The 25,790-nt window shown below is 70.8% G+C and carries 19 protein-coding genes; 6 read left to right on the top strand and 13 right to left on the bottom strand.

Translation table 11 applies throughout. From position 1 onward, the window contains the following. Window positions 1–24 precede the first annotated feature (24 nt). The 5 genes from alaS to KIP79_RS33565 form a co-directional block, all read right to left on the bottom strand. A complete protein-coding gene (gene alaS, locus KIP79_RS33585; protein ID WP_214109023.1) occupies window positions 25–2,697 on the bottom strand; it encodes an alanine--tRNA ligase in 2,673 nt (890 codons plus the stop codon). 1 nt (window position 2,698) lies between these two features. Then, complete coding sequence (locus KIP79_RS33580) at window positions 2,699–2,947, bottom strand: hypothetical protein (protein ID WP_214108987.1); 249 nt, start codon at window positions 2,945–2,947, stop codon at window positions 2,699–2,701. Then, complete coding sequence (locus tag KIP79_RS33575; protein ID WP_214108986.1) at window positions 2,944–3,321, bottom strand: DUF948 domain-containing protein; 378 nt, start codon at window positions 3,319–3,321, stop codon at window positions 2,944–2,946. Before KIP79_RS33575 ends, KIP79_RS33580 begins: the two co-directional genes overlap by 4 nt. 71 nt (window positions 3,322–3,392) lie before the next feature. Then, a complete protein-coding gene (locus KIP79_RS33570; RefSeq protein WP_214109022.1) occupies window positions 3,393–4,631 on the bottom strand; it encodes a replication-associated recombination protein A in 1,239 nt (412 codons plus the stop codon). Window positions 4,632–4,705: 74 nt separating this feature from the next. After that, on the bottom strand, window positions 4,706–5,152 hold the full coding sequence (locus KIP79_RS33565) for a DUF2231 domain-containing protein (protein WP_214108985.1): 447 nt from the start codon (window positions 5,150–5,152) through the stop codon (window positions 4,706–4,708). Between the two features lie 127 nt (window positions 5,153–5,279). On the opposite strand from KIP79_RS33565, the gene KIP79_RS33560 reads away from it, so the two are divergent. After that, complete coding sequence (locus KIP79_RS33560) at window positions 5,280–7,379, top strand: MMPL family transporter (protein WP_214108984.1); 2,100 nt, start codon at window positions 5,280–5,282, stop codon at window positions 7,377–7,379. A gap of 26 nt (window positions 7,380–7,405) precedes the next feature. Here the strand turns inward: KIP79_RS33560 and KIP79_RS33555 are convergent, their stop codons facing one another. Next, the gene (locus KIP79_RS33555; protein WP_250214249.1) at window positions 7,406–10,660 is read right to left on the bottom strand and encodes a S41 family peptidase; all 3,255 of its coding nucleotides are present in this window, start codon (window positions 10,658–10,660) and stop codon (window positions 7,406–7,408) included. Between the two features lie 110 nt (window positions 10,661–10,770). On the opposite strand from KIP79_RS33555, the gene KIP79_RS49765 reads away from it, so the two are divergent. From KIP79_RS49765 to KIP79_RS33540, 3 genes are all read left to right on the top strand, one after another. After that, the gene (locus tag KIP79_RS49765) at window positions 10,771–11,643 is read left to right on the top strand and encodes a peptidylprolyl isomerase (RefSeq protein ID WP_308170032.1); all 873 of its coding nucleotides are present in this window, start codon (window positions 10,771–10,773) and stop codon (window positions 11,641–11,643) included. A 68-nt stretch (window positions 11,644–11,711) separates the two neighbouring features. Next, a complete protein-coding gene (locus KIP79_RS47645; RefSeq protein ID WP_214108982.1) occupies window positions 11,712–12,917 on the top strand; it encodes a cytochrome P450 family protein in 1,206 nt (401 codons plus the stop codon). Window positions 12,918–13,027: 110 nt separating this feature from the next. Continuing rightward, the gene (locus KIP79_RS33540; protein WP_214108981.1) at window positions 13,028–13,837 is read left to right on the top strand and encodes an SAM-dependent methyltransferase; all 810 of its coding nucleotides are present in this window, start codon (window positions 13,028–13,030) and stop codon (window positions 13,835–13,837) included. Window positions 13,838–13,876: 39 nt separating this feature from the next. On the opposite strand, the gene aspS is transcribed toward KIP79_RS33540, so the two are convergent. The 3 genes from aspS to KIP79_RS33525 are packed head-to-tail and all read right to left on the bottom strand — an operon-like array spanning window position 13,877 to window position 17,589. Then, window positions 13,877–15,622, bottom strand: coding sequence for an aspartate--tRNA ligase (gene aspS, locus KIP79_RS33535; protein WP_214108980.1), 1,746 nt, complete (start codon window positions 15,620–15,622; stop codon window positions 13,877–13,879). Then, window positions 15,619–16,875, bottom strand: coding sequence for a histidine--tRNA ligase (hisS, locus tag KIP79_RS33530; protein WP_214108979.1), 1,257 nt, complete (start codon window positions 16,873–16,875; stop codon window positions 15,619–15,621). Before hisS ends, aspS begins: the two co-directional genes overlap by 4 nt. 24 nt (window positions 16,876–16,899) lie before the next feature. Continuing rightward, window positions 16,900–17,589 carry an MBL fold metallo-hydrolase gene (locus KIP79_RS33525; RefSeq protein ID WP_214108978.1) on the bottom strand — a complete coding sequence of 230 codons (690 nt, stop codon included), beginning with the start codon at window positions 17,587–17,589 and terminating at the stop codon, window positions 16,900–16,902. 145 nt (window positions 17,590–17,734) lie between these two features. Between KIP79_RS33525 and KIP79_RS33520 the strand changes: the two genes are divergently transcribed. Further along, on the top strand, window positions 17,735–18,565 hold the full coding sequence (locus KIP79_RS33520; RefSeq protein WP_308170031.1) for a peptidylprolyl isomerase: 831 nt from the start codon (window positions 17,735–17,737) through the stop codon (window positions 18,563–18,565). Between the two features lie 59 nt (window positions 18,566–18,624). After that, window positions 18,625–19,848 (top strand): DUF349 domain-containing protein, encoded by a 1,224-nt coding sequence (locus KIP79_RS33515; protein WP_214108977.1) that lies wholly within the window; start codon window positions 18,625–18,627, stop codon window positions 19,846–19,848. A gap of 51 nt (window positions 19,849–19,899) precedes the next feature. Here KIP79_RS33515 and KIP79_RS33510 read toward each other — a convergent pair whose 3' ends face one another. The 4 genes from KIP79_RS33510 to secD all read right to left on the bottom strand — a co-directional run bounded on the left by KIP79_RS33510 (window position 19,900) and on the right by secD (window position 25,743). Continuing rightward, entirely contained in the window at window positions 19,900–22,080 is a 2,181-nt protein-coding gene (locus KIP79_RS33510; RefSeq protein WP_250214263.1) for a RelA/SpoT family protein, read from the bottom strand. 365 nt (window positions 22,081–22,445) lie between these two features. Continuing rightward, window positions 22,446–22,952, bottom strand: a complete 507-nt coding sequence (locus KIP79_RS33505; protein WP_214108976.1) for an adenine phosphoribosyltransferase — start codon at window positions 22,950–22,952, stop codon at window positions 22,446–22,448. 89 nt (window positions 22,953–23,041) lie between these two features. Further along, window positions 23,042–24,076, bottom strand: coding sequence for a protein translocase subunit SecF (secF, locus tag KIP79_RS33500; protein ID WP_214108975.1), 1,035 nt, complete (start codon window positions 24,074–24,076; stop codon window positions 23,042–23,044). After that, the gene (secD, locus tag KIP79_RS33495) at window positions 24,076–25,743 is read right to left on the bottom strand and encodes a protein translocase subunit SecD (RefSeq protein ID WP_308170030.1); all 1,668 of its coding nucleotides are present in this window, start codon (window positions 25,741–25,743) and stop codon (window positions 24,076–24,078) included. Before secD ends, secF begins: the two co-directional genes overlap by 1 nt. Window positions 25,744–25,790 lie beyond the last annotated feature (47 nt).

Raw genomic sequence — 25,790 nt, 5'->3', positions numbered from 1 at the left:
GGATCCATCGGATCGAGACAGGGATCATGTGAGGGCCGCGGCGACCGCCGACCGCACGGCGCGCAGCGCCTCCTCGATCGCCTCCGGACGGGCTCCGCCGCCCTGCGCGACATCGTCCTTGCCGCCACCGCCACCCCCCAGCGCCTTGGCGGCGACGCCGACCAGCCGGCCAGCCTTGAGGCCACGACCGCGCCCCGCCTCGTTCACAGCGGCGACCACGACCGGCCGGTCTGAGGGGACACCGGCCACGACGACCACCGCAGCGCGGTCGGACGCGAACCGACCACGCACGTCGAGGGCGAGTTTACGCAGGTCGTCGGGGGTGGTGCCAGCAGGCGCGCGGTGCGCCACCAGGGCGACGCCGGACAGGTCCTCCGCGCCGGCGGCCAGTTCCCCGGCCACCGCGAGCACCTGGGCCGAGCGCAGCCGCTCCAGCTCCTTCTCGGCGGTCCGCAGCCGGGTGACGATGCCCTCCACCCGCTCGGGGAGCTCCTCGCGGCGGGCCTTGAGCTGCTCGCTGAGCTGGGAGACCAGCACGCTCTCCCTGGCCAGGAAGCGGAACGCGTCCAGCCCGACCAGGGCCTCCACCCGGCGCACGCCGGCGCCGATGGAGGACTCGCCGAGCACCTTGACCAGGCCCAGCTGGCCTGAGCTGGCCACGTGGGTGCCGCCGCAGAGCTCGCGGGAGTAGTCGCCGACCTCGACGATGCGCACCACGTCGCCGTACTTCTCGCCGAACAGGGCGAGCGCGCCCATGGCGCGGGCCTCGGCCTGCGAGGTGTGGAAGGCGTTGACCTGCAGGTCGTTGATGAGGATCGCGTTGACCTCGTCCTCCACGTCGCGGAGCACCGAGGGCGGGACCGCCCCGGCCGCGGTGAAGTCGAACCGGAAGCGGCCGGGCGAGTTCTCCGAACCGGCCTGGGCCGCCGTCTCGCCGAGCGCGTTGCGGAAGCCGCGGTGCACCAGGTGGGTGGCGGTGTGGCTGCGCGAGATGGCGCGGCGGCGCTCGATGTCGATCTCCGCGTGCGCCAGGTCGCCGACCCGGAGCTCGCCGGACCTGATCTTGCCGCGGTGCACCACCACGCCGGCCAGCGGGGTCTGCACGTCCACCACGTCGATCTCGGCGGCGTCGGTGCGGATCACGCCCTGGTCGGCGAGCTGGCCGCCGCCCTCGGCGTAGAAGGGGGTGCGGGCCAGCACGACCTCCACCGTGCTGCCGGCCCCGGCCGCCGGGACGGACACGCCGTCCACCAGCACGCCGACCACCTCGGATTCGGCGGCGACGTGGTCGTAGCCGAGGAACTCCACCTTGCCGGTGCGCTCCAGCAGCTGCCCGAAGACCGAGATGTCGGCGTTGCCGGTCTTCTTGGCCTTGGCGTCGGCCTTGGCCCGGTCGCGCTGCTCCTTCATCAGCCGCCGGAAGCCCTCCTCGTCCACCTGCAGGCCCTGCTCGGCGGCCATCTCCAGGGTGAGGTCGATCGGGAAGCCGTAGGTGTCGTGCAGCTGGAACGCCTGCTCCCCCGCGAGGGTGGCGGAGCCCTTGCGCTTGGTCTCCTCCACGGCCACGTCGAAGATGGCGGTGCCGGTGCGCAGGGTGCCCAGGAAGGTGGCCTCCTCGGCGTCGATGACGCCGTGGATCTGCGGGGCGTCCGCCTTCAGCTCGGGGTACTGCTCGCCCATCACGTCGATGGCGACGCCGGTGAGCTCGTGTATGTACCGGTCCTCGCCGGAGCCGAGCAGGCGCAGGTTGCGGATGGAGCGGCGCAGGATGCGGCGGAGCACGTAGCCCCGGCCCTCGTTGCTGGGGATGACGCCGTCGGCCACCAGCATGGTGCCGGTGCGCACGTGGTCGGCCACCACCCGGAGGCTGATGTCGGCGCGCGGGTCGCGGCCGTAGCGGGACTTGGTGAGTTCGGCGGCGCGCTCGAGGATCTTGTAGGTGGTGTCGATCTCGTAGATGTTGTCGACGCCCTGCAGGATGGCGGCCATCCGCTCCAGGCCCATGCCGGTGTCGATGTTCTTGCTGGGCAGGTCGCCGAGGATCGGGAAGTCGTCCTTGGTGCCGCCGGCGCCTCGCTCGAACTGCATGAACACGTTGTTCCACACTTCGAGGTAGCGGTTCTCGTCGGCGATCGGGCCGCCTTCGGCGCCGTACTCGGGGCCGCGGTCGTAGTAGATCTCCGAGCAGGGGCCGCAGGGGCCCGGCACGCCCATGGACCAGTAGTTGTCGGCCATGCCGCGGCGCTGGATGCGCTCGACGGGGATGCCGACCTTCTTGTGCCAGATGTCGGCGGCCTCGTCGTCGTCCAGGTAGACGGTCACCCACATGCGGTCCTCGGGGAAGCCGAAGCCGCCCTCGGACTCGGGCTTGGTGAGCAGCTCCCAGGCGTACGGAATGGCGTCTTCCTTGAAGTAGTCGCCCAAGGAGAAGTTGCCGAGCATCTGGAAGAAGGTGGCGTGCCGGGTGGTCTTGCCGACCTCGTCGATGTCCGGGGTGCGCACGCACTTCTGGCAGCTGGCCAGGCGCTTGGCCGGGGGCGTGCGCTGGCCCAGGAAGTAGGGCTTGAACGGCACCATGCCCGCGGGGACCAGCAGCAGAGTGGGGTCCTCCGCTATCAGGCTGGCCGAGGGCACGACGGTGTGCCCGCGCTCTTCGAAGAAGCGCAGGAAGCGGCGGGCGATCTCTGCCGACTCCATATCAGCGGCCATCCCTTACGTCGTGGTAGTGGTGTGTTTGAGGGCGCTTGTTACCTAGCGTGTCCAAGGCGTACCGGGCACGCAACTCGTTTTCCCTGGTGAGCGCGGCGTCCCGGACGTCGGCGGCGAAGCCGGCCAGTTCCCCGGCGGTGCGCCGGGCCAGGTGGTCAGGTGCCAATGCGCGCAGTTTACGCTCCACCCAGAGCGCCAGGTACGCGCCGAGCCCCAGCCAGAACAGGCGGCGGATCATGACCGCCCCCGGCCGAGCATGCGGGGGCGGCGGCGGGTGAGCGCGGCGCGCACGCCGTGGGCCAGCGAGGAGAGCTTGACCAGCGGGGTGGCCACCAGGGTGGAGGCGACCCCGGTGAGCTTGGCGACGTCACCGCTGGCGTGGCGCATGTTCTCGGTGATCTCCTCGACGGCGACCAGCTGGCGGTTGGTCTCGGCGACGGTGTGGCCGATCTCGTCCAGCAGCGGCCCGACCCGCTCCCCCAGCTGGGCCACCGCCTGGGTGGTCTCGGTGAGTAAGCGGGCCAGCTTGACCAGCACGTACGCCAGGAAGCAGACCAGGATGGCCCAGAACAGGGCGACGATCAGGCCCGCGACCTCTCCCGCGGTGAGCATGCGGCCTCCTAGCAACGCGCCTTTAGACGGTCCTGGCGTGAATGGCAAGACCCTATCGTGCCCGCGGGACCTCACCCTCGCAGGAAAGCCCGGATCCTGGCCCACCGCTCGGCGAACCGGGCCTCGGCGCCGTGCGTGGTGGGCTCGTAGTAGCGGCGCTCGCGCAGTTCGGCGGGCGCGTATTCCTGCTTGACCAGGCCGTGCTCGAAGTCGTGCGGGTACTGGTAGCCCGCGCCGTGGCCGAGCTTGCGGGCGCCGGGGTAGTGGGCGTCGCGCAGGTGGGCGGGGACGTGGCCGATGGCCCCCCGGCGGACGTCGTCGACGGCGGCGCCGATGGCCTTGACGACGGCGTTGGACTTGGGGGCCAGGGCGCAGTGCAGGACCGCCTGGGTGAGGTTGATGCGGCCCTCGGGCAGGCCGATGAACTCCACGGCCTGGGCGGCGGCCACCGCGACCTGGAGGCAGCTGGGGTCGGCCAGGCCGACGTCCTCGGAGGCGAAGATGACGATGCGGCGGGCGATGAAGCGCGGGTCCTCCCCGGCCTCCACCATGCGGGCCAGGTAGTGCACGGCGGCGTCGGCGTCGGAGCCGCGCATGCTCTTGATGAAGGCGCTGATCACGTCGTAGTGCTGGTCGCCCTGGCGGTCGTAGCGCACGGCGGCCTTGTCGGCGGCCTTCTCCACCACCTCGACGGTGATGTCGTCGGCCAGCAGGGCGGCGGCCTCCAGGTAGGTGAGGGAGCGGCGGGCGTCGCCGCCGGCCAGCCTGACCAGCTGGTCGCGGGCGTCGGGGTGCAGGGTGGCCCGGCCGGACAGGCCGCGCTCGTCGGCCACGGCGCGGTCCACCACCGCACCGATGTCGGCGTCGGCGAGGGGTTCCAGGGTGAGCAGCAGGGAGCGGGACAGCAGCGGGGAGATGACCGAGAAGAACGGGTTCTCGGTGGTGGCGCCGATGAAGGTGACCCAGCGGTTCTCCACGGCGGGCAGCAGCGCGTCCTGCTGCGCCTTGTTGAAGCGGTGCACCTCGTCGACGAAGAGCACGGTCTGGCGGCCGGTCAGGCCCAGCTCGCTGCGGGCCGCGTCGATGGCGGCGCGCACCTCCTTGACCCCGGCGGAGACCGCGGAGATCTCCACGAAACGGCGCCGGGTCACGTTGGACACCACGTACGCCAGGGTGGTCTTGCCGGTGCCTGGCGGGCCCCACAGGAACAGCGACATGGGGGCCTCGCTCTCCACCAGGCGGCGCAGGGGCGTGCCGGGGCCGAGCAGGTGGCGCTGGCCGATCACCTCGTCGAGGGTGCGCGGGCGCATGCGGACCGCGAGCGGCTCGGGAGTGGCCTCCCTGGCCGCGGAATCGAACAGGCTCTCCACACCGAGAGCCTAGCTCAGGCGCCCCAGACCGCCGTCGCGCCCGTGTGCCCGGCCCGGAACACGTAGTAGCCGGCGACCGCGGCGGCCACCACGGTGAGCGCGCTGAGGATCATTGCGGAGCTCCGGGTGGACCGGTTGGCCGCGTAGACCAGCAGCAGGGCCAGCACGCCGAGTGCGATGACGGCGATGAGCAGCGGGGTGGCGAGGGCTTCGTGGGCGGCGACCGGTGCCGGGGTCTGGTCGCGGAACAGGCGGGTCTTGAAGGACTCGCCGCTCTCCTTGGCCACGAACACGGTGACGGGGGCGGCCAGGGCGAGCAGCACGACCGCCCAGTCCAGGCGCGGGCGCAGGCGCGGGATCAGCGCGTACGCGATGGAGACGACAGCCAGCAGCGGCGTGAAGATGACCGCGCCGTGGACCACGAGGGGGTGCAGGGGGAGGCCGAGAATCTCATCGAACATATGGGTGCGCTCCTTGTGTCTTCCCCTGATACGTAAATGATCGCCAACAGGTTCTCAGAAAGTAGGACGATCTCGGTCCTCCTGCCGGTGGATGCAGGGGCCGCGTGATCCCGCCAGACTCGGAGACATGTTCGCCGCTATCGGACGTTTCAGCTACCGCCACCGCCGTCTGGTCCTGGTCTGCTGGGTCGGGCTGCTGCTTGCGGGTTTCGGGTTCGGCAGCCAGGTCTTCAGCCGTCTTGAAGGCCAGCGCGCCTCGCCGGTGTTCGAGTCGGTGCGCGGCGCCGAGCTGCTCGACGAGCACTCCCCCACCGGCGGCCGGGTGATCGGCGTGCTGGACGGGCCGCCGGTGGCGGCCGTACGGGGGCCGGCCCTGGCCGCGGCCGGGGAGCTGCGCCGGGTCGACGGCGTGCACACGGTGCGCACGGCCTGGGACACCCCCGGCCTCACCTCGTCCGACGGGCGGGCAGGGCTGATCATCGTGGACCTGGTCAACCACCTGCCCCGGGAGCGGAACAACGCGGCCGTGGCGTCGATCGCGGACCATCTGCACGCCATCGAGGCGCCCGGCCTGCGGGTGCTGGCCGGCGGCGGGGCCCTGGTGAACCGGGAGGTGAACCAGCAGGTCGCCCGGGACACCATGGTGGGCGAGCTGATCTCGATCCCGGCCGCGCTGGTGGTGATGGTGCTGGTCTTCGGGGGTTTCCTGGCCGCCGGGGTGCCGGTGATCGGCGCGATCTGCTCGATCGCGGGGGCGCTGCTCACCCTGTACGGCTTCTCCGCGCTGGGCGACCTGGATCCGAACGTCATCCCGGTCACCACGGTGCTCAGCCTGGGCCTGTCCCTGGACTACGCGCTGCTGTACGTGAGCCGGTTCCGGGAGGAACGCAGGGCGCTGGACGTGCCGGAGGCGATCGAGCGGGCGGCGGCCACCGCCGGGCGGGCGGTCGGCTACTCGGCGGTCATCGTCGGGGTGTCGCTGGGCGGTCTGTTCGTCTTCCAGTCGCCCTTCTACCACGCGATCGGCGCGGCCGGGGTGAGCGTGGTGGCGGTGGCGGTGCTGGCCTCGCTGACGCTGACCCCTGCCCTGCTCGGCGTGTTCGGCGGGCGGATCAAGGCGCAGCGCGAGGCCGCCGACGAGGGCCGGTTCGCCCGGCTGGCCCGGTGGGTGCAGCGGCGGCCCGGCCGTACGGCGGGGGTGGTGGCGCTGGTGCTGGCGGTCTCGGCGCTGCCGTTCCTGGGCGTGCGCTTCGGCAACGGCGGGGCGGAGCTGCTGCCGACCAGTTTCGAGAGCCGCCAGGCGTCCGACCTCATGCTGGCCCGGTTCCCTGACCAGGGGTCTGCCCCCATCCAGGTGGTGGCCCGCACCTCGCAGGCCGGGTTACAGGGCTACCTGGACACGCTGGGCGAGGTCCCGAACCTGTCCTCGGTGAGCCCGGCGCGGCAGCTGGCCCCCGACCTGGCGGTCGCCGAGGTGCACACGACGGGCACCGGCCGGGACGAGGCGGCCCAGGACGCGGTGACCTGGCTGCGCGCCCACCGTCCTGACTTCCCCACCTACCTCACCGGCAGCGCGGCCGGGTTGATCGACTTCCGGGCCGAGATGGCCAACCGGCTGCCGTGGGCGATCGGCGTGGTGGCGCTGGGCACGTTCGTGATGCTGTTCCTGCTCACCGGGTCGGTGCTGGTGCCGCTGAAGGCGCTGATCATGAACACGCTCTCGCTCGGCGCGGCCTTCGGCGCCATCGTCCTGATATTTCAGGACGGCTGGCTGGCGGAGGTGCTCGGGTTCACCCCGACCGGCCGGCTGGAGACCTGGGTGCCGGTGCTGGTGTTCATGTTCGCCTTCGGGCTGTCCATGGACTACGAGGTGTTCCTGCTGGCCCGGATCAAGGAGTTCTACGACGGCGGCCTGTCCAGCGATCGGGCGGTGGTGGTCGGCCTGCAGCGGTCCGGGAAGATCATCACCTCGGCGGCGCTGGTCATGGTGGTGGTGTTCGGCGGGTTCGCGGCCGGGCAGATGATCGGCATCAAGGAACTCGGCCTGGCCCTGGCCATCGCCATCGCGGTGGACGCCACCCTGGTCCGCTGCCTGCTGGTGCCCGCCACGATGACGCTGCTTGGCCGGTGGAACTGGTGGGCGCCGGGCCCGCTGCGCCGCCTGTACGACCGGTACGGCCTGCGCGAGGACGACACCCCGAAGGACCCCGTCGCGGTGGGCTACTAATGGCAGTCTGATGAGCAGGTTTCCCATTAGTAACGACCCCGGAAGGGCCGGGTGGCGGGATCGGGGGGACCCCCGGCCGGCTGCCCGGCCAGCGCGTCCAGGGCCAGCCGTACGGCGGTGTCGAGCTGGGGGTCGGCGCCGCGGGACCAGTCGGTGGGCGTGATGAGCACCTCCTGGTCGGGGGTGGCGCCCCGGTTCTCCAGTTCCCAGCCGTAGTTCCCGATCCAGTACGCGTACCCGGGCACGGTCATCATGGTGCCGTCGCCGAGCAGGTGCCAGCCGTCGATGCCGATCACCCCGCCCCAGGTGCGGGCGCCCACCACCGGGCCGAGGCCGAGCGACTGCACGGCGGCGGTGATCACGTCGCCGTCCGAGCAGGTCTCCTCGTCGCAGACGACCACCACGGGGCCGCGCGGGGCGTCCCGTGGGTAGCTGACCGGCTCGCGCCGCCGGGAGATGTTCCAGCCGACGATGCGCCGGGACAGCTTCTCCACCACCAGCTGGGAGGTGTGGCCGCCGCGGTTGCCGCGCACGTCCACCACCACGCCGTCCCTGGCCAGTTCCCTGGTCAGGTCGCGGTGGAGCTGGGCCCAGCCGGAGGGGCCCATGTCGGGCACGTGCAGGTAGCCCACGCGGCCGTCGGACAGCCGCCGCACGCGGGCCCTGCGCTCCCCCACCCAGGCGTGGTAGCGCAGCTGGACGTCGTCGATGACGGGGACCACGGCGACCCGCTTGACCGTGCCGCCGGACTCGATGGTGAGCTCCACGGTCCGTTCCGCGGTCTCCACCAGCAGTTCGGCCGGGCCCCGGCGCGGGTCCACCGGGCGGCCGTCCACCGCCAGCAGGGCGTCCCCCGGGCGGACCCCGGTGCCCTGGAGCGGGGAGCGGGCGTAGGGGTCGGAGAGCTCGGCCGGGTAGATGCGGCGGATCCGCCAGAGGCCGTCGGTGTCGGGGGCCAGGTCGGCGCCGAGCATGCCGACGTACCGGCCGGAGCCCCGGACGCGGCCGTGCACGTACGCGTGCGAGGCGCCCAGTTCGCCGACCGCCTCGGCGAGCAGGTCGGCGAAGTCGTCGGCGCCGGCGATGCGGTCCAGCCAGGGGCGGTAGGTGTCCAGCACGCCCGGCCAGTCCACCCCGGCCATGTCGGCCACCCAGAAGTGGTCGCGGACGATCCGGCCGGCCTCGGCGTAGGACTGGCGCCAGCGGCGTACCGGGTCCACCTCGACGCGCAGCCGGGACAGGTCCACGCTGACGGTGTCGCCGTTCTTGGCGGTGCCGGAGATCACCCGTACCTCGTGGCCGTCCACCACCACGATGCGGGCGCCGTCGCCGCTCACCGAGAAGTCGTCCACCGCGTCCGAGAGCTCCTCGGCCTTTCGTTTCTCCAGGTCGAAGCGTTCCAGGGCGGGGTGCTCCCCGGGCTGCCAGCGCAGCCAGACCAGGCCGCCCTTGACCGGGCGCAGGCCGTAGTAGCGGGCCTCGGGCACCGGCAGGGCGATGATCCGGCCGGCCAGGCCGTCGACGCTGATCTCGACGGGGGTGTCGCCGTTGGGGCTGTCCACCGGGCGCCCGCCCACCGAGGGGGCGAACGGGTTGGGCGCGTCGGCGGCCAGCGGCAGCAGGTAGGGCCGGGAGCCGAGCTGGAAGGACAGGTCGAAGCTGTGCACGTCGTAGACGGTGTCGAAGCCGCGTCTGGACAGGAAGGCGAGGTTGCGGCCGTCGGCGGTGAAGGCGGGCCAGGTGTCGACGAACCTGCCGTCGGTGACCTCCACGACGGCGGGCGCCTCGAAGGGCGTCTCGTCGGTCCACTCGGGCAGCTTGGCCATCCGGATGGCGGCGGAGCCGCCTTCGACGGGATGGCACCAGACCAGCCACTCCGAGCGCGGGTCGAAGCCCAGGCCGCTGATCCGGCCGTGCTCGGTGCGGGTGAGCTCGGCCACCTCGCCGGTGGCCACCCGGACCAGGAGCAGACGGCCGTCGTGCGCGGCGACCGCGATCAGCGAGCCGTCTGGGGCGGCTTCCATGCGGAGCACCCGGCCCAGCTGACCGGCCGCGATGGTGCGCACCGTGCCGCCGGGCTCGGCCAGCTCGATGGCGTCCTCGCCGGTGGCGTCGGAGACCCAGGCGGCGGGGCCGTTGATCCGCTTGCCCAGCTTCTTGGGCTTGTCGGTGTCCTCCTCGGTCTCTTCCGCCTCGCTGTTGTCGGCCTTCTCCTCCTCCTCGGGCGGCTCGTGGGCGCCGAGCACGATCGGCAGCCGGGCGCGCACGCCGGGCCGGTCGGAGAGCGCGCGGGCGGGGCCGTCCTCGTGGGTGAGCCAGTGCACGGTGCCGGCCACCTCGACCGCGCTGGCCCGGCCGGTGGTGTCGCAGGCCAGGTCCCGCACGTACACGTGGGCGGGGTACGGCTGCCGCCCCCGCCCGGCCCCGCCGAGGGTCACCTGGAGCCGCTCCGGAGGGCTGCCGTCCAGGTCGGGCAGCAGCCAGAGTTCGCCCGCCCTGGCGTACACGACGCGCTCGCCGTCGGTGGCGGCCTGGCGGGCGTAGAAGTCGGTGTGCGCGGTGTGCCGGACCAGGTCGGTGCCGTCCGGCGCGCACGAGTACAGGTTGCCGCTGCCCTCGTGGTCGGAGAGGAACACGATCCGGCCGCCGACCAGCATCGGCGCGGCCAGCTGCCCGTCCACGCCGGGCAGCGGGACGCGCTCGCCGTCCAGCCAGAGCCGCCCGGTTCCGCCGCCCCGGTACCGCTTCCAGTGCGCGGGATCGTGGCTGGCCGACCCGGTGAGCAGCACCGTACGGCCGTCGGCCACGTGCAGGTCCGACACCGGCCCGTACGGCAGGCGGGTGGCCGCTCCCCCGTCCACCGGCACCCGGTAGGCCCAGGTCCAGAAGTGGAACGGCTGGTCGTGCGAGGCGGTGGCCAGCACGGTGGCCGGGTCGGCCCAGCCGCGCACCCGTGTCCGGTAGTTGGCCCAGTACGTCACGCGGGTGGCCGCCCCACCCGCCACGGGGGCGATGTGCACCTCGGGATCGGAGTCGCGCCAGCTGGTCCAGGCCACCCTGGTGCCGTCCGGGGAGATCCGTGGTTGGGCGGCGCGGACGCGGTCGATGGTGAGCCGCCAGGCGCGGCCCCCGTCCAGCGGAGCGATCCACACGTCGTCTTCCGCGACAAACGTCAGGAGGTCACGGTGAATGTGGGGAAAGCGGAGGTATGACCCACTCGTCACCCACACAATGCTAATCGGCCCCCCGATCGCCGCAAAGATCGTGACTAACGGGGCCATCGGTGCGGACGGGGCCGCGGGGGCCTGTCTTACGCGAACCGAACAGGAACGCGGATAGAGTTGCGCATCGCACTGGTCAGACAACGTTAATTTTTCGGGAAGGCATAGCGGTGACCGACACGATTCGGCAGAAGCACGCGCATCGGCTCGCGAAGAGGCGCGGCACCACCCTCGGCGTCGGGCTGACGATCCTCTCGCTGCTCGTCCTGACGGCCTGTAGCGGTGGCGACGCGAGCACCAACGCCGGGGCCGAGAGCTCGATCTCCGCCACCCCCACGCCCGACGCCGAGGTCTCGGCGGTCCCCTCGGAACTGGCCGAGCCGAGCGCCTCCGCGGAGCCGCAGGACCCCAGCAAGGTGACCTGCGAGTACCGCAAGGACGACACCGGCAGCCCGGCCAAGTTCGTCGGCTTCCCGCCGAAGAAGCCCACCAAGGCCTCGCTGCGGGCCAAGAACATGACGATCAAGACCAACCTGGGCGACATCGTGATCGAGCTCACCCCGTACACGCCGTGCACGGTGAACTCCTTCGCGTTCCTGGCCTCCAAGAACTACTTCGACAACACCGTCTGCCACCGGCTCACCACCGCCGAGACCAACGGGATCTACCTGCTGCAGTGCGGCGACCCGCAGGCCAAGGGCGACGGGGAGAACCTGACCGACGGCACCGGCGGCCCCGGCTACCTGTTCCCGGACGAGAACCTCGGGCCGCAGTACGTGCGCGGAGTGGTCTTCATGGCCCAGGGCGGGGACGCCGCCAACTCCAACGGCAGCCAGTTCGCGATCTCCTACAACGACGAGAACGCCCAGCTGCCGGCCGCGTACACGCCGTTCGGCGTGGTGGTCAAGGGCATGGACATCGTGGACAAGGTGGCCGCCGGCGGGGTGAACACCGCCAAGGACGGGATCGACATCACCAGCGACGAAGGCGGCTCCAACGCGCCCAAGATCCGCGTCGAGATTAAGGACGTGATCGTCCGCTAGCCCGCCCATCGCCGCCCTCGGTAGGGGATCATGAAAGGTACTGAACCCCCTACCGAGGAGCGGCACACGTGCCAGAAAAACTCCCGTTCGAGTTCGTGCTCACGCCCGCGTTCGGCGCCGACCCTTACCGTGCCTACGACGCCATCCGGGATCTCGGTCCCGTCCACCCGATCGACTTCCCGCCCGGCTTCACGGCGTTCATCGTTATCGACCACGAGCTGGGCCGCGCGGCCCTGACCGACCCCCGGCTCTCCAAGAGCGTCGAGTACTACCGCGACTACTTCCGGCGGACCACCGGCGAGGACGAGATCGTCTTCGACGCCAACATGCTGACCGCCGATCCCCCCGACCACACCCGGCTCAGGAAGCTGGTCTCCAAGGCGTTCACGGCCCGCCGGGTGGAGGCGCTCCGGCCGCGCGTCCAGCAGCTCACCGACGAACTCCTCGACGCGATGGCGCCGCACGGCGAGGCGGACCTGATCGAGGCGCTCGCCTTCCCGTTGCCGATCATCGTCATCTCCGAGCTGCTCGGGGTGCCGGTCGAGGACCGTGACCGGCTCCGCGACTGGTCGACCCTGCTGATCAACCCGGGGTACTCGGAGGAGGACAAGCGCTCCCGGGCGCAGGCCACCAGGGAGACCAACGAGTACTTCGCCGAGATGATCGAGCGGCGCCGGGCCGAGCCGGGCGACGACCTGATCAGCGGGCTGCTGGCCGTGCACGAGGAGGGCGGGCTGACCGACAAGGAGATGCTCTCCACGCTCAGCCTGCTGATGATCGCCGGACACGAGACCACGGTCAACCTGATCTCCAACGGCGTGTTCGCGCTGCTGCGCAACCCGGACCAGCTGAAGCTGCTCCGCGACGACCCCACCCTGCTGCCCTCGGCCATCGAGGAGTTCCTCCGGTACGACGGCCCGGTCGAGCGCTCCACTCCCCGGTTCGCCGCCGAGGAGCTCGAGCTCGGCGGGGTGACCATCCCGGCCGGGAGCATGGTGCACATCTCGCTGGGGGCGCTCGCGCACGACCCCGCCGTCTTCACCGACCCCGGGCAGCTGGACATCACCCGCTCCGACAACCGGCACCTGGCCTTCGGGCACGGCATCCACTACTGCCTGGGGGCGCCGCTGGCCCGGCTGGAGGGACAGATCGCGATCGGCACGCTGCTGGAGCGGTTTCCCGGCCTTGAGCTGGGGGCGCCGCTCGAGCAGATCAAGTACAAGATCACCGGCGCGGTGACGCGGGGGCTGAACGCCCTCCCCGTCCGTTTCTGACCGGCGTTTCTGACCGTTCTGATGACACTGGTGTCTGGTACGGTTCGCACCACCAGCGGGCCGTACCATTTCACGCAAGTTCCGGAAAAGTCGTGACCTAAGGCGAGGATGTGACCGACCACGAGCAGGCTCCGGCCTGGGTGATCAACCCCCATGTGCCGAGTGTGGCCCGGATGTATGACTACTATCTCGGCGGCAAGGACAACTTCGCCGCCGACCGGGAGGCCGCCGACCACATCCTCGCCGTCATGCCGTACGTGCGGGACTTCACCCGGGACAACCGCGCCTTCCTGTCCCGCTCGGTCCGGCTGGTGGCCGACGCCGGGGTGCGGCAGTTCCTGGACATCGGCTCCGGGCTGCCCACCCGGGAGAACGTGCACCAGGTGGCCCAGCAGACCGCCCCCGACTCCCGGGTGGTCTACGTGGACAACGACCCGATCGTGCTGGCGCACGGCCGCGCCCTGCTGGCCGAGAACCCGCTCACCACCGTGGTCCAGGCCGACCTGCGCGAGCCCAAGACCCTGCTGGACCACCCCGAGGTCCGCTCCCGGCTGGACTTCTCCCAGCCGGTGGCGCTGCTCCTGCTGGCCGTGCTGCACTTCGTGGCCGACGACGAGGAGGCCGCCGCCATCGTCGCCCAGCTCAGGGAGCGGCTGGCGCCCGGCAGCTACGTGATCATCTCGCACGGCCACGCCGGGCGGGTGAGCAAGCAGGACGAAGCCCTCGTCCGGGACGCCTACAAGGCCACCAAGGCAGGCAACCTCACACCTCGGAGTCCTGAGCAGATCCTGGCCTATTTCGACGGCCTGGAGCTCCTGGAGCCCGGCCTGGTCCCGGTGGAGGCCTGGCGGCCCGAGTACGACGTCCTCCCGGACTGGGACAAGGCGGGTTTCCTCGGCGCGGTAGGGCACCAACGCTGAAGCCCCGGGGGGCGAACCCCGGGGCTTCAGGTGAGCTTGTCAGGCGGGAGCGGGCTCCTGGGCGCGGGGCTTGGCGTCCACCCCGGCCTCCTTGCGCTGCTCGGCCGTGATCGGGGTCGGCGCGCCGGTCAGCGGGTCGAAGCCGGAGGCCGTCTTCGGGAAGGCGATCACGTCCCGGATCGACTCGCTGCCGGTCAGCAGCATGCAGACCCGGTCCCAGCCGTAGGCGATGCCGCCGTGCGGGGGCGGGCCGTACTTGAACGCCTCAAGCAGGAAGCCGAACTTGCTCTCCGCCTCCTCCTTGGAGATGCCCAGCACCTCGAAGACCCGCTGCTGCATCTCGGCCCGGTGGATACGGACCGAGCCGCCGCCGATCTCCATGCCGTTGCAGACCATGTCGTAGGCGTAGGCCAGGGCCTCGCCCGGGTTGTCCTGGAAGGTGTCGGCGTACTCCGGCTTGGGGCCGGTGAACGGGTGGTGCACCGCCGTCCAGCCGCCCTCGCCGTCCGGCTCGAACATGGGGGCGTCCACCACCCACAGGAACGACCAGGCGGACTCGTCGATCAGGCCGCACCGGCGGCCGATCTCCAGCCGGGCCGCGCCGAGCAGCTCCCTGGACTCGTGCCGGTCGCCGGCCGCGAAGAAGACCGCGTCGCCGGGCTTGGCCCCGGTCGCCTCGGCCAGGCCGCCCAGCTCGGTCTCCGACAGGTTCTTGGCCACCGGGCCGCCGAACCCGTCCTCCTGGACCAGCACGTACGCCAGGCCGCGGGCGCCGCGCGAGCGGGCCCAGTCCTGCCAGCCGTCCAGCTCCTTGCGGGTCTGGGCGGCCCCGCCCGGCATCACCACGGCCCCCACGTACGGCGCCTGGAAGACCCGGAAGGTCGTGCCGGAGAAGTACTCGGTCAGGTCGGCGAGCTCGCAGCCGAAGCGCAGGTCGGGCTTGTCGGAGCCGTACCTGGCCATCGCGTCGGCGTAGGTCATCCTGGGCAGCGGGGAAGGCAGCTCGTAGCCGAGCGTCTCCTTCCAGACGCGGCCGATGATGGCCTCGCCCAGCTCCATCACGTCGTCCTGGTCCACGAAGGACATCTCGATGTCGATCTGGGTGAACTCGGGCTGGCGGTCGGCCCGCAGGTCCTCGTCGCGGAAGCACTTGGTCAGCTGGTAGTAGCGCTCCAGTCCGGCCACCATGAGCAGCTGCTTGAACAGCTGGGGGGACTGTGGCAGCGCGTACCAGTTGCCGGGCTGGAGCCGGACCGGGACCAGGAAGTCGCGGGCGCCCTCGGGGGTGGAGCGGGTCAGGTTGGGGGTCTCCACGTAGACGAAGTCCCGCTCCCGCATGACCTCGTGCACCAGGTAGGTGGCCCGGGAGCGGGTGCGCAGCGCGTCGCCCGCCTGCTGCCGCCGGATGTCCAGGTACCGGTAGCGCAGCCGGGACTCCTCCGACACCTCGGTGTTGCCCTCGATCGGGAACGGCAGCGGCGCGGCCTCGCTGAGCACCTCCACGGAGGTGGCCACCACCTCGACGCCGCCGGTCGGCAGGTCGGGGTTCTCGTTGCCCGCGGGGCGCGTCCGGACCTCGCCGGTCACCTTCACGCAGTACTCCGAGCGCAGCCCGTGCGCGTCGTCCTCCTCGCGGAAGACGACCTGGGCGGAGCCGGAGGCGTCGCGCAGGTCGATGAAGACCACGCCGCCGTGGTCACGGCGGCGGGCTACCCAGCCGGCCAGCGTCACCTGCTGGCCGGCGTGCTCCGGGCGGAGCGTTCCTGCTCCGTGGGTGCGGATCACGAGAGTTTCCCTTTCAGGGTGTCGACGACCTCGGCAAGCGGCACCGCGGTCTGCTCGGCAGTGGACAGTTCCTTCAGTTGTACGGCTCCCGACGCCAGATCCCGGTCCCCCAGGATCAGCGCGAACCGTGCCCCGCTGCGGTCGGCGGCCTTCATGGCCCCCTTGACCCCACGCCCCCCGAACGCCATGTCGGCCGAGATCCCGGCCCGGCGCAGATCGGCCACCAGGCCGAAGATCACCCGCCTGGCCTCCTCGCCGAGCGGCACCCCGAACACCTCCACCGTGGTCGGCACCGCCTCGAACAGGCCCTCGGCCTCCATCGCCAGCACGGTGCGGTCCACCCCGAGCGCCCAGCCGACGCTCGGCAGCGGCGGGCCCCCGATCATCTCGCTCAGCCCGTCGTAGCGGCCCCCGCCGCCCACCGCGGACTGCGCCCCCAGCCCGTCGTGCAGGAACTCGAAGGTGGTCCTGGTGTAGTAGTCCAGCCCGCGGACCAGCCGCGGATCGTCCTCGAAGGCCACCCCGGAACCGGTCAGCAGCGCCCGGACCTCCTCGTGGTAGGCCTTGCAGGCCGCGCAGAGGTGGTCGGTCACCAGCGGCGCCCCCGCCAGCTGGGCCTGCACCTCGGGACGCTTGTCGTCCAGCACCCGGAGCGGGTTGATCTCGATGCGCTGGCGGGTCTGCTCGTCCAGGTCGAGGCCGCGCAGGAAGTCCTGGAGCGCGCTCCGGTAGGCCGGGCGGCACTGGGCGCAGCCGAGCGAGTTGAGCAGCAGCCGCACCCCGGTCAGGCCGAGCGCCGCGTAGCCGTCCATGGCCAGCACGATCAGCTCGGCGTCCAGGGCCGGGTCCTCGGCCCCGATGACCTCCGCGCCGACCTGGGAGAAGTGCCGGTAGCGGCCCTTCTGGGCGCGCTCGTACCGGTAGTAGCTGCCGGAGTACCAGAGCTTGACCGGGAGCGGGCCGCCGGGCAGGCCGTGCTCGATCACCGCGCGCATCACCGAGGCGGTGCCCTCCGGGCGGAGCGTGATGGAGCGCCCGCCCTTGTCGAGGAAGGTGTACATCTCCTTGGTGACGATGTCGGTGGACTCGCCGACTCCCCGGGAGAACAGGCCGGTGTCCTCGAAGGCGGGCGTCTCGATGTAGCCGTACCCGGCGCGGCGGACCGGGCCGGCCAGCGCGTCGCGGACGGCGAGAGCCCGCTCCGAGCGCGGCGGCATCCAGTCGAAGGTGCCCTTGGGCGCCTGAAAAGTCATCAGAATTCCCCTGTGCTGTGAAGCCTAAAGTCCCCTGTGCGGGCCGCGCGCGGGCGGCAGATCCGTAAGGTACGGATTTCTCACCCGCTCGTGGCCGATGGTGGTCTGCGGCCCGTGACCGGGCAGCACGGCCGTCTCGTCCGGCAGCGTCATGGTGGCGGCGAGGCTGCGCAGCATGGCCGCGTGGTCGCCGCCCGGCAGATCGGTCCTCCCGATGGAGCCGGCGAACAGCAGGTCACCCGAGAACAGGATCGAGGGGAGCTCCCCACTCTCGGGCAAACGGAACGTCACCGACCCTCGGGTATGGCCGGGCCGGTGGTCGACGGTCAGCTCAAGACCGGCCAGCTTCAGCGTGGCCCCGTCGGTGAGCTCCCGGACGTCGTCGGGCTCGCTCAGTTCCAGCCCTCCGAACAGCTGGGTAGCCTGGGCAGAGATGCCCTTGGCGGGATCGGAGAGCAGCGCGCGGTCGTCCGGATGAATCCATGCAGGAATATCTCGGGCGCCGCAGACCGGCGCCACCGACCACACGTGGTCCAGGTGACCGTGCGTCAGCACCACCGCGACGGGCTTCAGCCGGTGCTCGCGCAACACCTCGTCGAGCGGTCCGGTAGCGTCCTGACCTGGGTCGACGACCACGCATTCGGCCCCGGCCGAGGGCGCGATCACATAACAGTTTGCCTGAAACGACCCAGCGGGGAACGCGGCGATGAACAACGGAAGAGCCTCGGTGTCTCAAGGATTGCGCGAGCGAATGTAACCGAAGGGTACCGGTGCGGGTCGGCGGGCTGCGAATCAATACCCGTGTGCCGATACGATTCGCCCACCTCAATAGTCATTCTTGGACAGTCGGGAGGACGAAGTGGTCAGCGGTAAGGACCGCCAGAAGCAACTCGCGCGCGAGCATTACGAGCGCCAGATGGCCGCGCGCATCCAGCGAGAGCGCGCCGCCAAGCGGACCGCGGCCATCGGCACCAGCATCGGCGTCCTCGTGGTGATCGGCGGCATCGTGGCCGCGGCGGCGTTCCTGGGCGGTGGCAACGGCACGACCGAGGCCGCGGCCACCCCGGAGGCCGCGCCCAGCAGCGACGCCAGCGCTCCCGCCGGCCCGAAGGCGTACGACCCGGCCTCCGGCACCTGTGAGTTCCTGGCCGACGGCCAGGCCGCCAAGGACGTGGGCCAGCCGCCCGCCAAGGTGGACGCGGCCCCGGCCGTGATGACCATCAAGACCAGCGTGGGCACCATCGAGGCCGACCTGGACGGCGCCAAGGCCCCCTGCACGGTGGGTTCGTTCAAGTACCTGGCGGAGAAGAAGTACTTCAACGACACCAAGTGCCACCGGCTCACCACCGAGGGCATCAAGGTCCTCCAGTGCGGCGACCCGACCGCCACCGGCAGCGGCGGCCCCGGCTACCGCTTCACCGACGAGAACCTGGACGGCGCCAGCTACAAGCGCGGCGTGCTGGCCATGGCCAACAGCGGCCCCGGGACCAACGGCAGCCAGTTCTTCATCGTGTACGGCGATGAGACCGACGCGGCGCTGCAGGACGCCTACACCCCCTTCGGCACGATCACCAAGGGCATGGACGTAGTGGACAAGATCGCCAAAGATGGGGTCGAAGGCGGTGGCGCGGACGGCCAGCCCAAGACCACCGTCGACATCAAAGACGTGACAATCACCAGCAAGAGCTGACGTAATACAACCAAGGGACATTTGGGCCCTGGAGGCTGATTCGAGTGCGGGAGGACACGGTGACCACCGACCCGTGGGGCCGGGTAGACGACGACGGCACCGTCTACGTGCGTACGGCTGAGGGAGAACGGGCCGTCGGGTCCTGGCAGGCCGGTGAGCCGGAAGAGGCACTGGCCTACTTCCACCGTAAGTTCGAGGAGCTGGCCGGCCAGGTCCAGCTGCTGGAACAGCGGGTACGCGGCACCGACCTGCCGCCCGCGCAGGCTGAGGCGAGCATCCTGAAGCTGCGCGAAGCGGTGGCGGAGGCGCACGCCGTGGGCGACCTCGCCTCGCTCAACGACCGCCTGGGCGCCCTGTCGGAGCTGGTGGGCAAGCGCCGCGAGGAGGTCAGGGCCGCCCGCGACCAGGCCAGGACGCAGGCCAAGGAGATCAAGGAACGGATCGTCGCCGAGGCCGAGCGCATCGCCGAGGACGCCACCCACTGGAAGTCCGGCGGCGAGCGCCTCCGGCAGCTGGTGGAGGAGTGGAAGGCGGCCGAGCGCATCGACCGGGCCACCGAGGCCGGGCTCTGGAAGCGGCTGTCCGCCGCGCGCACCGCGTTCGCCAAGCGGCGCAAGGCGTACTTCTCCTCGCTGGACGAGCAGCGCGACCAGGTGCGCGGGCAGAAGGAGCGGATCGTCGCCGAGGCGGAGGCGCTGGCCACCTCCACCGACTGGAACGCCACCGCCGCCGCCTACCGCGAGCTGATGCGGCAGTGGAAGTCGGCGGGCCGGGCCTCCCGGGAGGCCGAGGACGACCTGTGGACGCGCTTCAAGGGCGCCCAGGACCAGTTCTTCCAGGCCAGGTCCGCGGTGTTCGCCGAGCGGGACGCCTCGTTCGCGGCCAACGCCGAGGCCAAGGACCAGCTCCTGGTGGAGGCGGAGAAGCTGCTCCCCGTCACCGACGTGCGGACCGCGCGCAGCGCCCTGCGCGCCCTGGTGGAGCGCTGGGAGGCCGTCGGGCCGGTGCCGCGCGAGCAGCGGGACCGGCTGGAGGGCGGCCTGCGCAAGGTGGACGACGCGGTCCGCCGGGCCGAGGAGGAGCAGTGGCGGCGCTCCAACCCCGAGGCCAGGGCGCGGGCGCAGGACACCGTGAACCAGCTCCGCAAGTCCATCCAGCAGCTGGAGAACCGCCTGGCCAAGGCTCAGCCCGGCAGCAAGGCGGCCAAGGAGGCCGAAGAGGCCATCGCGGCCCGCCGCTCCTGGCTCCAGGAAGCCGAGCGCACCCTCGCCGAATTCTCCTGATATCTGCTGATATCGGCGAAAACCCCCGCCTCTGGCGGGGGTTTTTCCGTCTCAGGAGGTCACGCGGTAGACGTCGTAGACGCCCTGGATGTTGCGGACCGCCTTCAGCACGTGGCCGAGGTGTTTGGGGTCGCCCATCTCGAAGGTGAACTTGCTCACCGCGACCCGGTCCCTTGAGGTGGTCACCGAGGCCGACAGGATGTTCACGTGCTGGTCGGAGAGCGTCCGGGTGACGTCGGAGAGCAGCCGGGGGCGATCCAGGGCCTCCACCTGGATGGCCACCAGGAAGACCGAGTCGTCGCCCGGCGACCAGGCCACCGCGACCAGGCGGTCCGGCTGGCTGCGGAGCTGGCCGACGTTGGCGCAGTCGACCCGGTGCACCGAGACGCCGTGGCCGCGGGTCACGAAACCGATGATCTCGTCCCCCGGCACCGGCGTGCAGCAGCGCGAGAGCCGGACCCAGACGTCCGGATCCCCCGCCACGTTGACGCCCGCGTGAGAATTGGCCCTGGGACGCCCCTTGAGCCGCGTGACGACCGCGGCCTCGGCGATGTCCTCTTCCGCACCCTCCACGCCGCCCAGGGCCTGTACGAGCTTCTGAACGACGCTCTGGGCCGCGATGTGGCCCTCGCCGACGGCCGCGTACAGCGCGGAGACGTCCGGGTAGCGCAGGTCGCGGGCCAGCGCCAGCAGCGCCTCGCCGGACATCAGGCGCTGCAACGGCAGGCCCTGCTTGCGCATGGCCCGGCCGATGGCCTCCTTGCCGGCCTCGATCGCGGTCTCCCTGCGCTCCTTGGAGAACCACTGCCGGATCTTGTTCCGGGCCCGGCCGCTCTTGACGAACTTCAGCCAGTCCCGGGACGGGCCCGCGTCGGGCGACTTGGAGGTGAAGATTTCAACGGTGTCGCCGTTGCCCAGCCGGGACTCCAGCGGCACCAGCCGCCCGTTCACGCGGGCGCCGATACATCGGTGGCCGACCTCGGTGTGCACCGCGTACGCGAAGTCGACGGGGGTGGCGCCGTCGGGGAGGGCGACGACCTGGCCGCGCGGGGTGAAGACGAACACCTCCGAGACCGACAGGTCGAAGCGGAGGGACTCCAGGAACTCGCCCGGGTCGGAGGTCTCCTTCTGCCAGTCCAGCAACTGCCGGAGCCAGGCCATGTCGTTGACCTCTTTGACCTTGGCCGAGCCGGCGGCGGTCATCTCCTCCTTGTACTTCCAGTGCGCGGCCACCCCGTACTCGGCGCGGTTGTGCATGGCGCGGGTGCGGATCTGCAGCTCGACCGGCTTGCCCTCGGGGCCGATCACCGTGGTGTGCAGCGACTGGTACATGTTGAACTTGGGCATCGCGATGTAGTCCTTGAACCGGCCGGGCACCGGGTTCCATCGCGCGTGGATCGTTCCCAGCGCCGCATAGCAGTCCCGGACCGTGTCGACCAGCACCCGGATGCCCACCAGGTCGTAGATGTCGTCGAAGGCCACGCCCCGGGCGATCATCTTCTGGTAGATCGAGTAATAGTGCTTCGGGCGACCCTTGACGGTCGCCCGGATCTTGGATTCGCGCAGGTCGGCCCCGACGTTCTCGATGACCTCCTGGAGGAAGACGTCCCGCCGGGGGGCGCGCTCGGAGACCATGCGGGCGATCTCGTCGTACCGCTTCGGGTAGAGCATGGCGAACGCGAGGTCCTCCAGCTCCCACTTGATGGTGTTCATGCCCAGCCGGTGGGCCAGCGGCGCGAAGATCTCCAGGGTCTCCCGGGACTTCTGCTGCCGCTTGTGCTCGGGCATGTAACGCATGGTGCGCATGTTGTGCAGCCGGTCAGCGAGCTTGATGACCAGCACCCGGATGTCCCGGGACATCGCCACGACCATCTTCCGGACCGTCTCGGCCTGCGCGGCGTCGCCGAACTTGACCTTGTCCAGCTTGGTCACACCGTCCACCAGCAGGCCGATGTTCTCGCCGAAGTCGGCGCGCAATTCGTCCAGACTGTAGGCGGTGTCCTCCACCGTGTCGTGCAGCAGGGCGGCGCAGAGCGTCTCGTCGTCGGTGCCCAACTCGGCCAGGATGGTGGCCACCGCGAGCGGGTGGGTGATGTACGGGTCGCCGCTCTTGCGCTTCTGGTCGCGGTGGTGGAACGCGGCCACGTCGTAGGCGCGCTCGATCAGGCGCAGGTCAGCCTTGGGATGGCTGGCCCGCACCGTTTTGAACAGCGGTTCCAGAACCGGATTCATCGCCCCCCACTGCCCGCCGAACCGGGCCAGCCTGCGCCGGACGGCCGGAGCGGGCCGAGTGTCGGGGCCCGCCTCGGACCGGGTCGCGGCTCTGGGCGGCTCGGTTCTGGCGGCTGGTTTCGCGTTCTGTCGTTCGGCCTGTCGGTCAGGCTGTCGTTCGGCCGGTTTGGCGGCCGGGTCGGCTGGGCGCTCGGTCGCCCGCACGCCCGCGGGCGGCGCGCTCGCGTCCGCCGACGTGGGCTCCGGGCCCGCCGGGGGCGCTTCGGAGGTCACGCCGCCGGGGGCGGCCGCTTCACGGGACACGCAGACTCCTTACACCTCGAGTCCAGGTCCTCAGTGTATCCGTGCCGGGGTATGGCTCATGGTCACACGGTTACCAGGGACCGGACGTCCAGCCCGGGCAGCCTCTCCCGGCCGGAGAGGAAGGACAGCTCCATCAGGAACGAGACCGCCACCACCTGCGCGCCCGTCCGCCGGACCAGCTCCACGGTGGCGGCCGCCGTGCCGCCGGTGGCGAGCACGTCGTCCACGATCAGCACCCGGTCGCCGGGCGCGAAGGCATCGGTGTGCACCTCGATGGTGGCGGAGCCGTACTCCAGATCGTAGGACGCCTCAAACGTCTCGGCAGGCAGTTTGCCTTTCTTACGCACCGGCACGAATCCCGCGGCGTTCCTGATCGCTACCGGGGCGGCCAGGATGAACCCGCGCGCCTCGATCCCGACCACCTTGTCGAAGGCCAGACCGGCGGCCAGCCCGTCCACCACGGTGGTGAACGCCTTCGGCTCGGCCAGCAGAGGCGTGATGTCCTTGAACAGGATGCCGGGCTTCGGATAGTCCGGCACATCCCTGATCAGCGAGATCCAGTCGGTCACGTCGCCTACCTTAAAGCACTCTTGAAACAAGCAGCACCCCGCGTCCCGTTCCGGACGCGGGGTGCCCGCCCTGTTTTCCGGGCTCGCCGTTACTTCTTGGGCTTGTCGTTGCTGGCCCCGACCGGCTCCTTCTTGGCCCTGGGCTGCTGCTTGGCACCCTGCTTGGCCTCCGAGGCCTCACGCTGGGCCACCCGGCGGGCGAGGGCCTGCCACTGCGGCTCGCGCTCCTTGAGCGACACCAGGATCGGCGTGGCCACACAGATCGAGGAGTACGTGCCGACCAGCATGCCGACGAACAGCGCCAGCGACAGGTCCTTCAGGGTGCCCGCGCCGAGCAGCGTGGTCCCGATGAACAGGATCGCCGCCACCGGCAGGATGGCCACCAGGGAGGTGTTCAGCGACCGGATCAGGGTGTGGCTGAGCGCGTTGTTGGCCGCCTGCGTGTAGGTCATCCGCGCGGACGTGCCGAGTTTCGCGGTGACCTCCTTGATCATGTCGAAGACCACGACCGCGTCGTACAGCGAGTAGCCGAGGATGGTGAGGAAGCCCAGCATGGTGGCCGGGGTGACCTCGAAGCCCGACCAGGCGTACACACCGGCGGTGATCACCAGGTCGTGGATGAGGGCCACGATGGCCGCCAGGGCCATCTGCCACTCGAACGCCATGCTCAGATAGAGCATGATCGCGATCATGAACACGATCAGGCCGATGATGGCCTTGTTGGAGACCTCGCCACCCCAGGTGGCACCGATCACCTGCGTGCTCACCTGCTCCCGGTCCACCCCGAACTTGTCGGCGACGGCCTGCTGGACCTTGGTCACCTCGGCGCCCTGCAGGCTCTCGGTGGTGACCCGCCAGTTGGGGCCGGCCTCCTGCACGATGACCTGGTGCACCCCGGTGTCCTGGATGGTCTCCCGGACCTCCTGGACGGTGGAGTTGGTGGTGCGGGTGAAGTCGAAGACCGAACCGCCCTTGAACTCCACGCCCAGGTTGAGGCCCTTGAACAGCAGGCCGGCGATCGACACGATCAGCAGGAAGGCCGACAGGCCGTACCAGAGCTTCCGCTTGCCGACGAAGTCGATGTTGATGTCGCCGCGATAGAGGCGGCTGACGACCCCGGACATCACGCCTCCTGCAGGGTCTGGGTCTCGGAACGGGCCATGCGCTCGGCGTCCAGACCGGACAGCTTGTGCCCCTTGGCGAAGAACTTGGTGCGCGCCACCAGCGACATCAGCGGCTTGGTGAACAGGAACACCACCACGACGTCGACCACCGTGGTCAGGCCCATCGCGAACGCGAAGCCCGCCACGTCACCGACGGCGAGGAAGTACAGCACGATGGCCGCGATGAGCATGACCGCGTCGGCCACCATGATGGTCCGGCGGGCCCGCTTCCAGGCCACCTCGACCGCGGTCCGCAGCGAGCGGCGGCCCTCCTTCATCTCGTCCCTGATGCGTTCGAAGAAGACGATGAAGGAGTCGGCGGTGATGCCGATGGAGACCACCAGACCGATGATGTGCGGCAGCGAGAGCCGGAACCCGGCGTTCTCGCTCAGCACGGCCACCGACAGGTAGGTGAACACGGTGGCCACCCCGAGGCTGGCGATGCCGACCAGACCCAGGCCGCGGTAGTAGAGCAGCAGGTAGATCATGACGATCGCCAGGCCGATGGCGCCGGAGATCAGGCCGCCGCGCAGCTGGTCGGCGCCGAGGGTCGAGGAGACCGAGACGACCGAGCTGGTGACGAACTTCAGCGGCAGCGCGCCGTACTTGAGCTGGTCGGCCAGCTGGGTGGCGGAGGTCTGGGTGAAGCCGCCGGAGATGCGGGCCTTGCCGCCGGGGATGGCCTCGTTGATGGTCGGGGCCACGATGACCGCGCCGTCCAGCACCGTGGCCAGCTGGTTGCGCGGCGCGGGCAGGCTGGTGATGCGGCGGGTGATGTCGGCGAACTGGCTGGCGCCCGCGCTCTTGAAGTCGACCTGGACGATCCACTCACCGGTGGTCGAGTCGGTGCCGGCGGAGGCCCCGGCCAGCTCGGTGCCACGCACGGAGGCCTTGTCCAGGATGTACTTCACCTGGCCGCTGGTGTCACAGGCCGCGTACTGCTTGTCCGGGTCGTCCTGGACGCCCTGGCCGAAGTTGGTGGCCGAGCACTTCAGGGCGCGGAACTCGGTGATCACCTGCGGGTCGATGCCGGAGAGGTCCTGACCGGCCAGCGGGTCCTCGTTGCCCGTGTTGGGGGCCGGGCTGCTGGGCGTCAGGGCGTCGGACCCCGCGGAGGTGGCCGACGCGCTGGGCTCCGGGCTGGCCTGCGCGCTGGGCTCACCGCTCGGTGACGGGTTGGCCAGCGCCTTGGCGACGGTACGGCCGGCGGGCGAACTGCTGGCCGAGGGCTCGCTGCTGGCGGCCGGGGAGCTCGACGGGGCGCCGCTGGGGGCCTCGCTGGGCAGCGCGGCGGGCTGGTCCTGGGCGGGACCGACGGCCAGCACCTGACGGAAGCGGAGTTCGGCGGTGGTGGACACCAGCTTCAGGGCCTCTTCCTGACCCGCCCCAGGGATCTGGATCAGGATGTTGGAGCCCGCCCTGGCGACCTGGGCGTCGGAGATGCCGGTGCCGTTGACACGGTCCCGGATGATGTTGACGGCCCGGTTGAGGCTCTCATCGGACGGCGCCGTGTTGTCCAGCGTCTTCGGCGACAGGGTCACCGTCGTGCCGCCGGCCAGGTCGAGGCCGAACTTGGGGATGAACGCCTTCTGCAGGAACGTCGCCGCGCCCATGGCGAGGATGATCACCAGAAGGACCAGGAGGGTGCGTCCTGGCTTGATCTGGCTACTTGTCG

The sequence above is a fragment of the Acrocarpospora catenulata genome (genome assembly GCF_018476525.1).
GTDB lineage: Bacteria > Actinomycetota > Actinomycetes > Streptosporangiales > Streptosporangiaceae > Acrocarpospora > Acrocarpospora catenulata.
Note: the sequence above shows the minus strand (reverse complement) of the source record. Positions and strands in the feature narration are given on the sequence as shown.

Bases quoted from the DNA above. Each gene is read 5' to 3' on its own strand.
- KIP79_RS33570 (WP_214109022.1), bottom strand. From the start codon at position 4,631: ATGCGCCCGCGCACCCTCGACGAGGTGATCGGCCAGCGCCACCTGCTC.
- hisS (WP_214108979.1), bottom strand. From the start codon at position 16,875: ATGACTTTTCAGGCGCCCAAGGGCACCTTCGACTGGATGCCGCCGCGC.
- KIP79_RS33580 (WP_214108987.1), bottom strand. From the start codon at position 2,947: ATGATCCGCCGCCTGTTCTGGCTGGGGCTCGGCGCGTACCTGGCGCTC.
- KIP79_RS33565 (WP_214108985.1), bottom strand. From the start codon at position 5,152: ATGTTCGATGAGATTCTCGGCCTCCCCCTGCACCCCCTCGTGGTCCAC.
- secF (WP_214108975.1), bottom strand. From the start codon at position 24,076: ATGTCCGGGGTCGTCAGCCGCCTCTATCGCGGCGACATCAACATCGAC.
- alaS (WP_214109023.1), bottom strand. From the start codon at position 2,697: ATGGAGTCGGCAGAGATCGCCCGCCGCTTCCTGCGCTTCTTCGAAGAG.
- KIP79_RS33560 (WP_214108984.1), top strand. From the start codon at position 5,280: ATGTTCGCCGCTATCGGACGTTTCAGCTACCGCCACCGCCGTCTGGTC.
- KIP79_RS33575 (WP_214108986.1), bottom strand. From the start codon at position 3,321: ATGCTCACCGCGGGAGAGGTCGCGGGCCTGATCGTCGCCCTGTTCTGG.
- KIP79_RS33510 (WP_250214263.1), bottom strand. From the start codon at position 22,080: ATGAATCCGGTTCTGGAACCGCTGTTCAAAACGGTGCGGGCCAGCCAT.
- KIP79_RS33555 (WP_250214249.1), bottom strand. From the start codon at position 10,660: ATGGCCCCGTTAGTCACGATCTTTGCGGCGATCGGGGGGCCGATTAGC.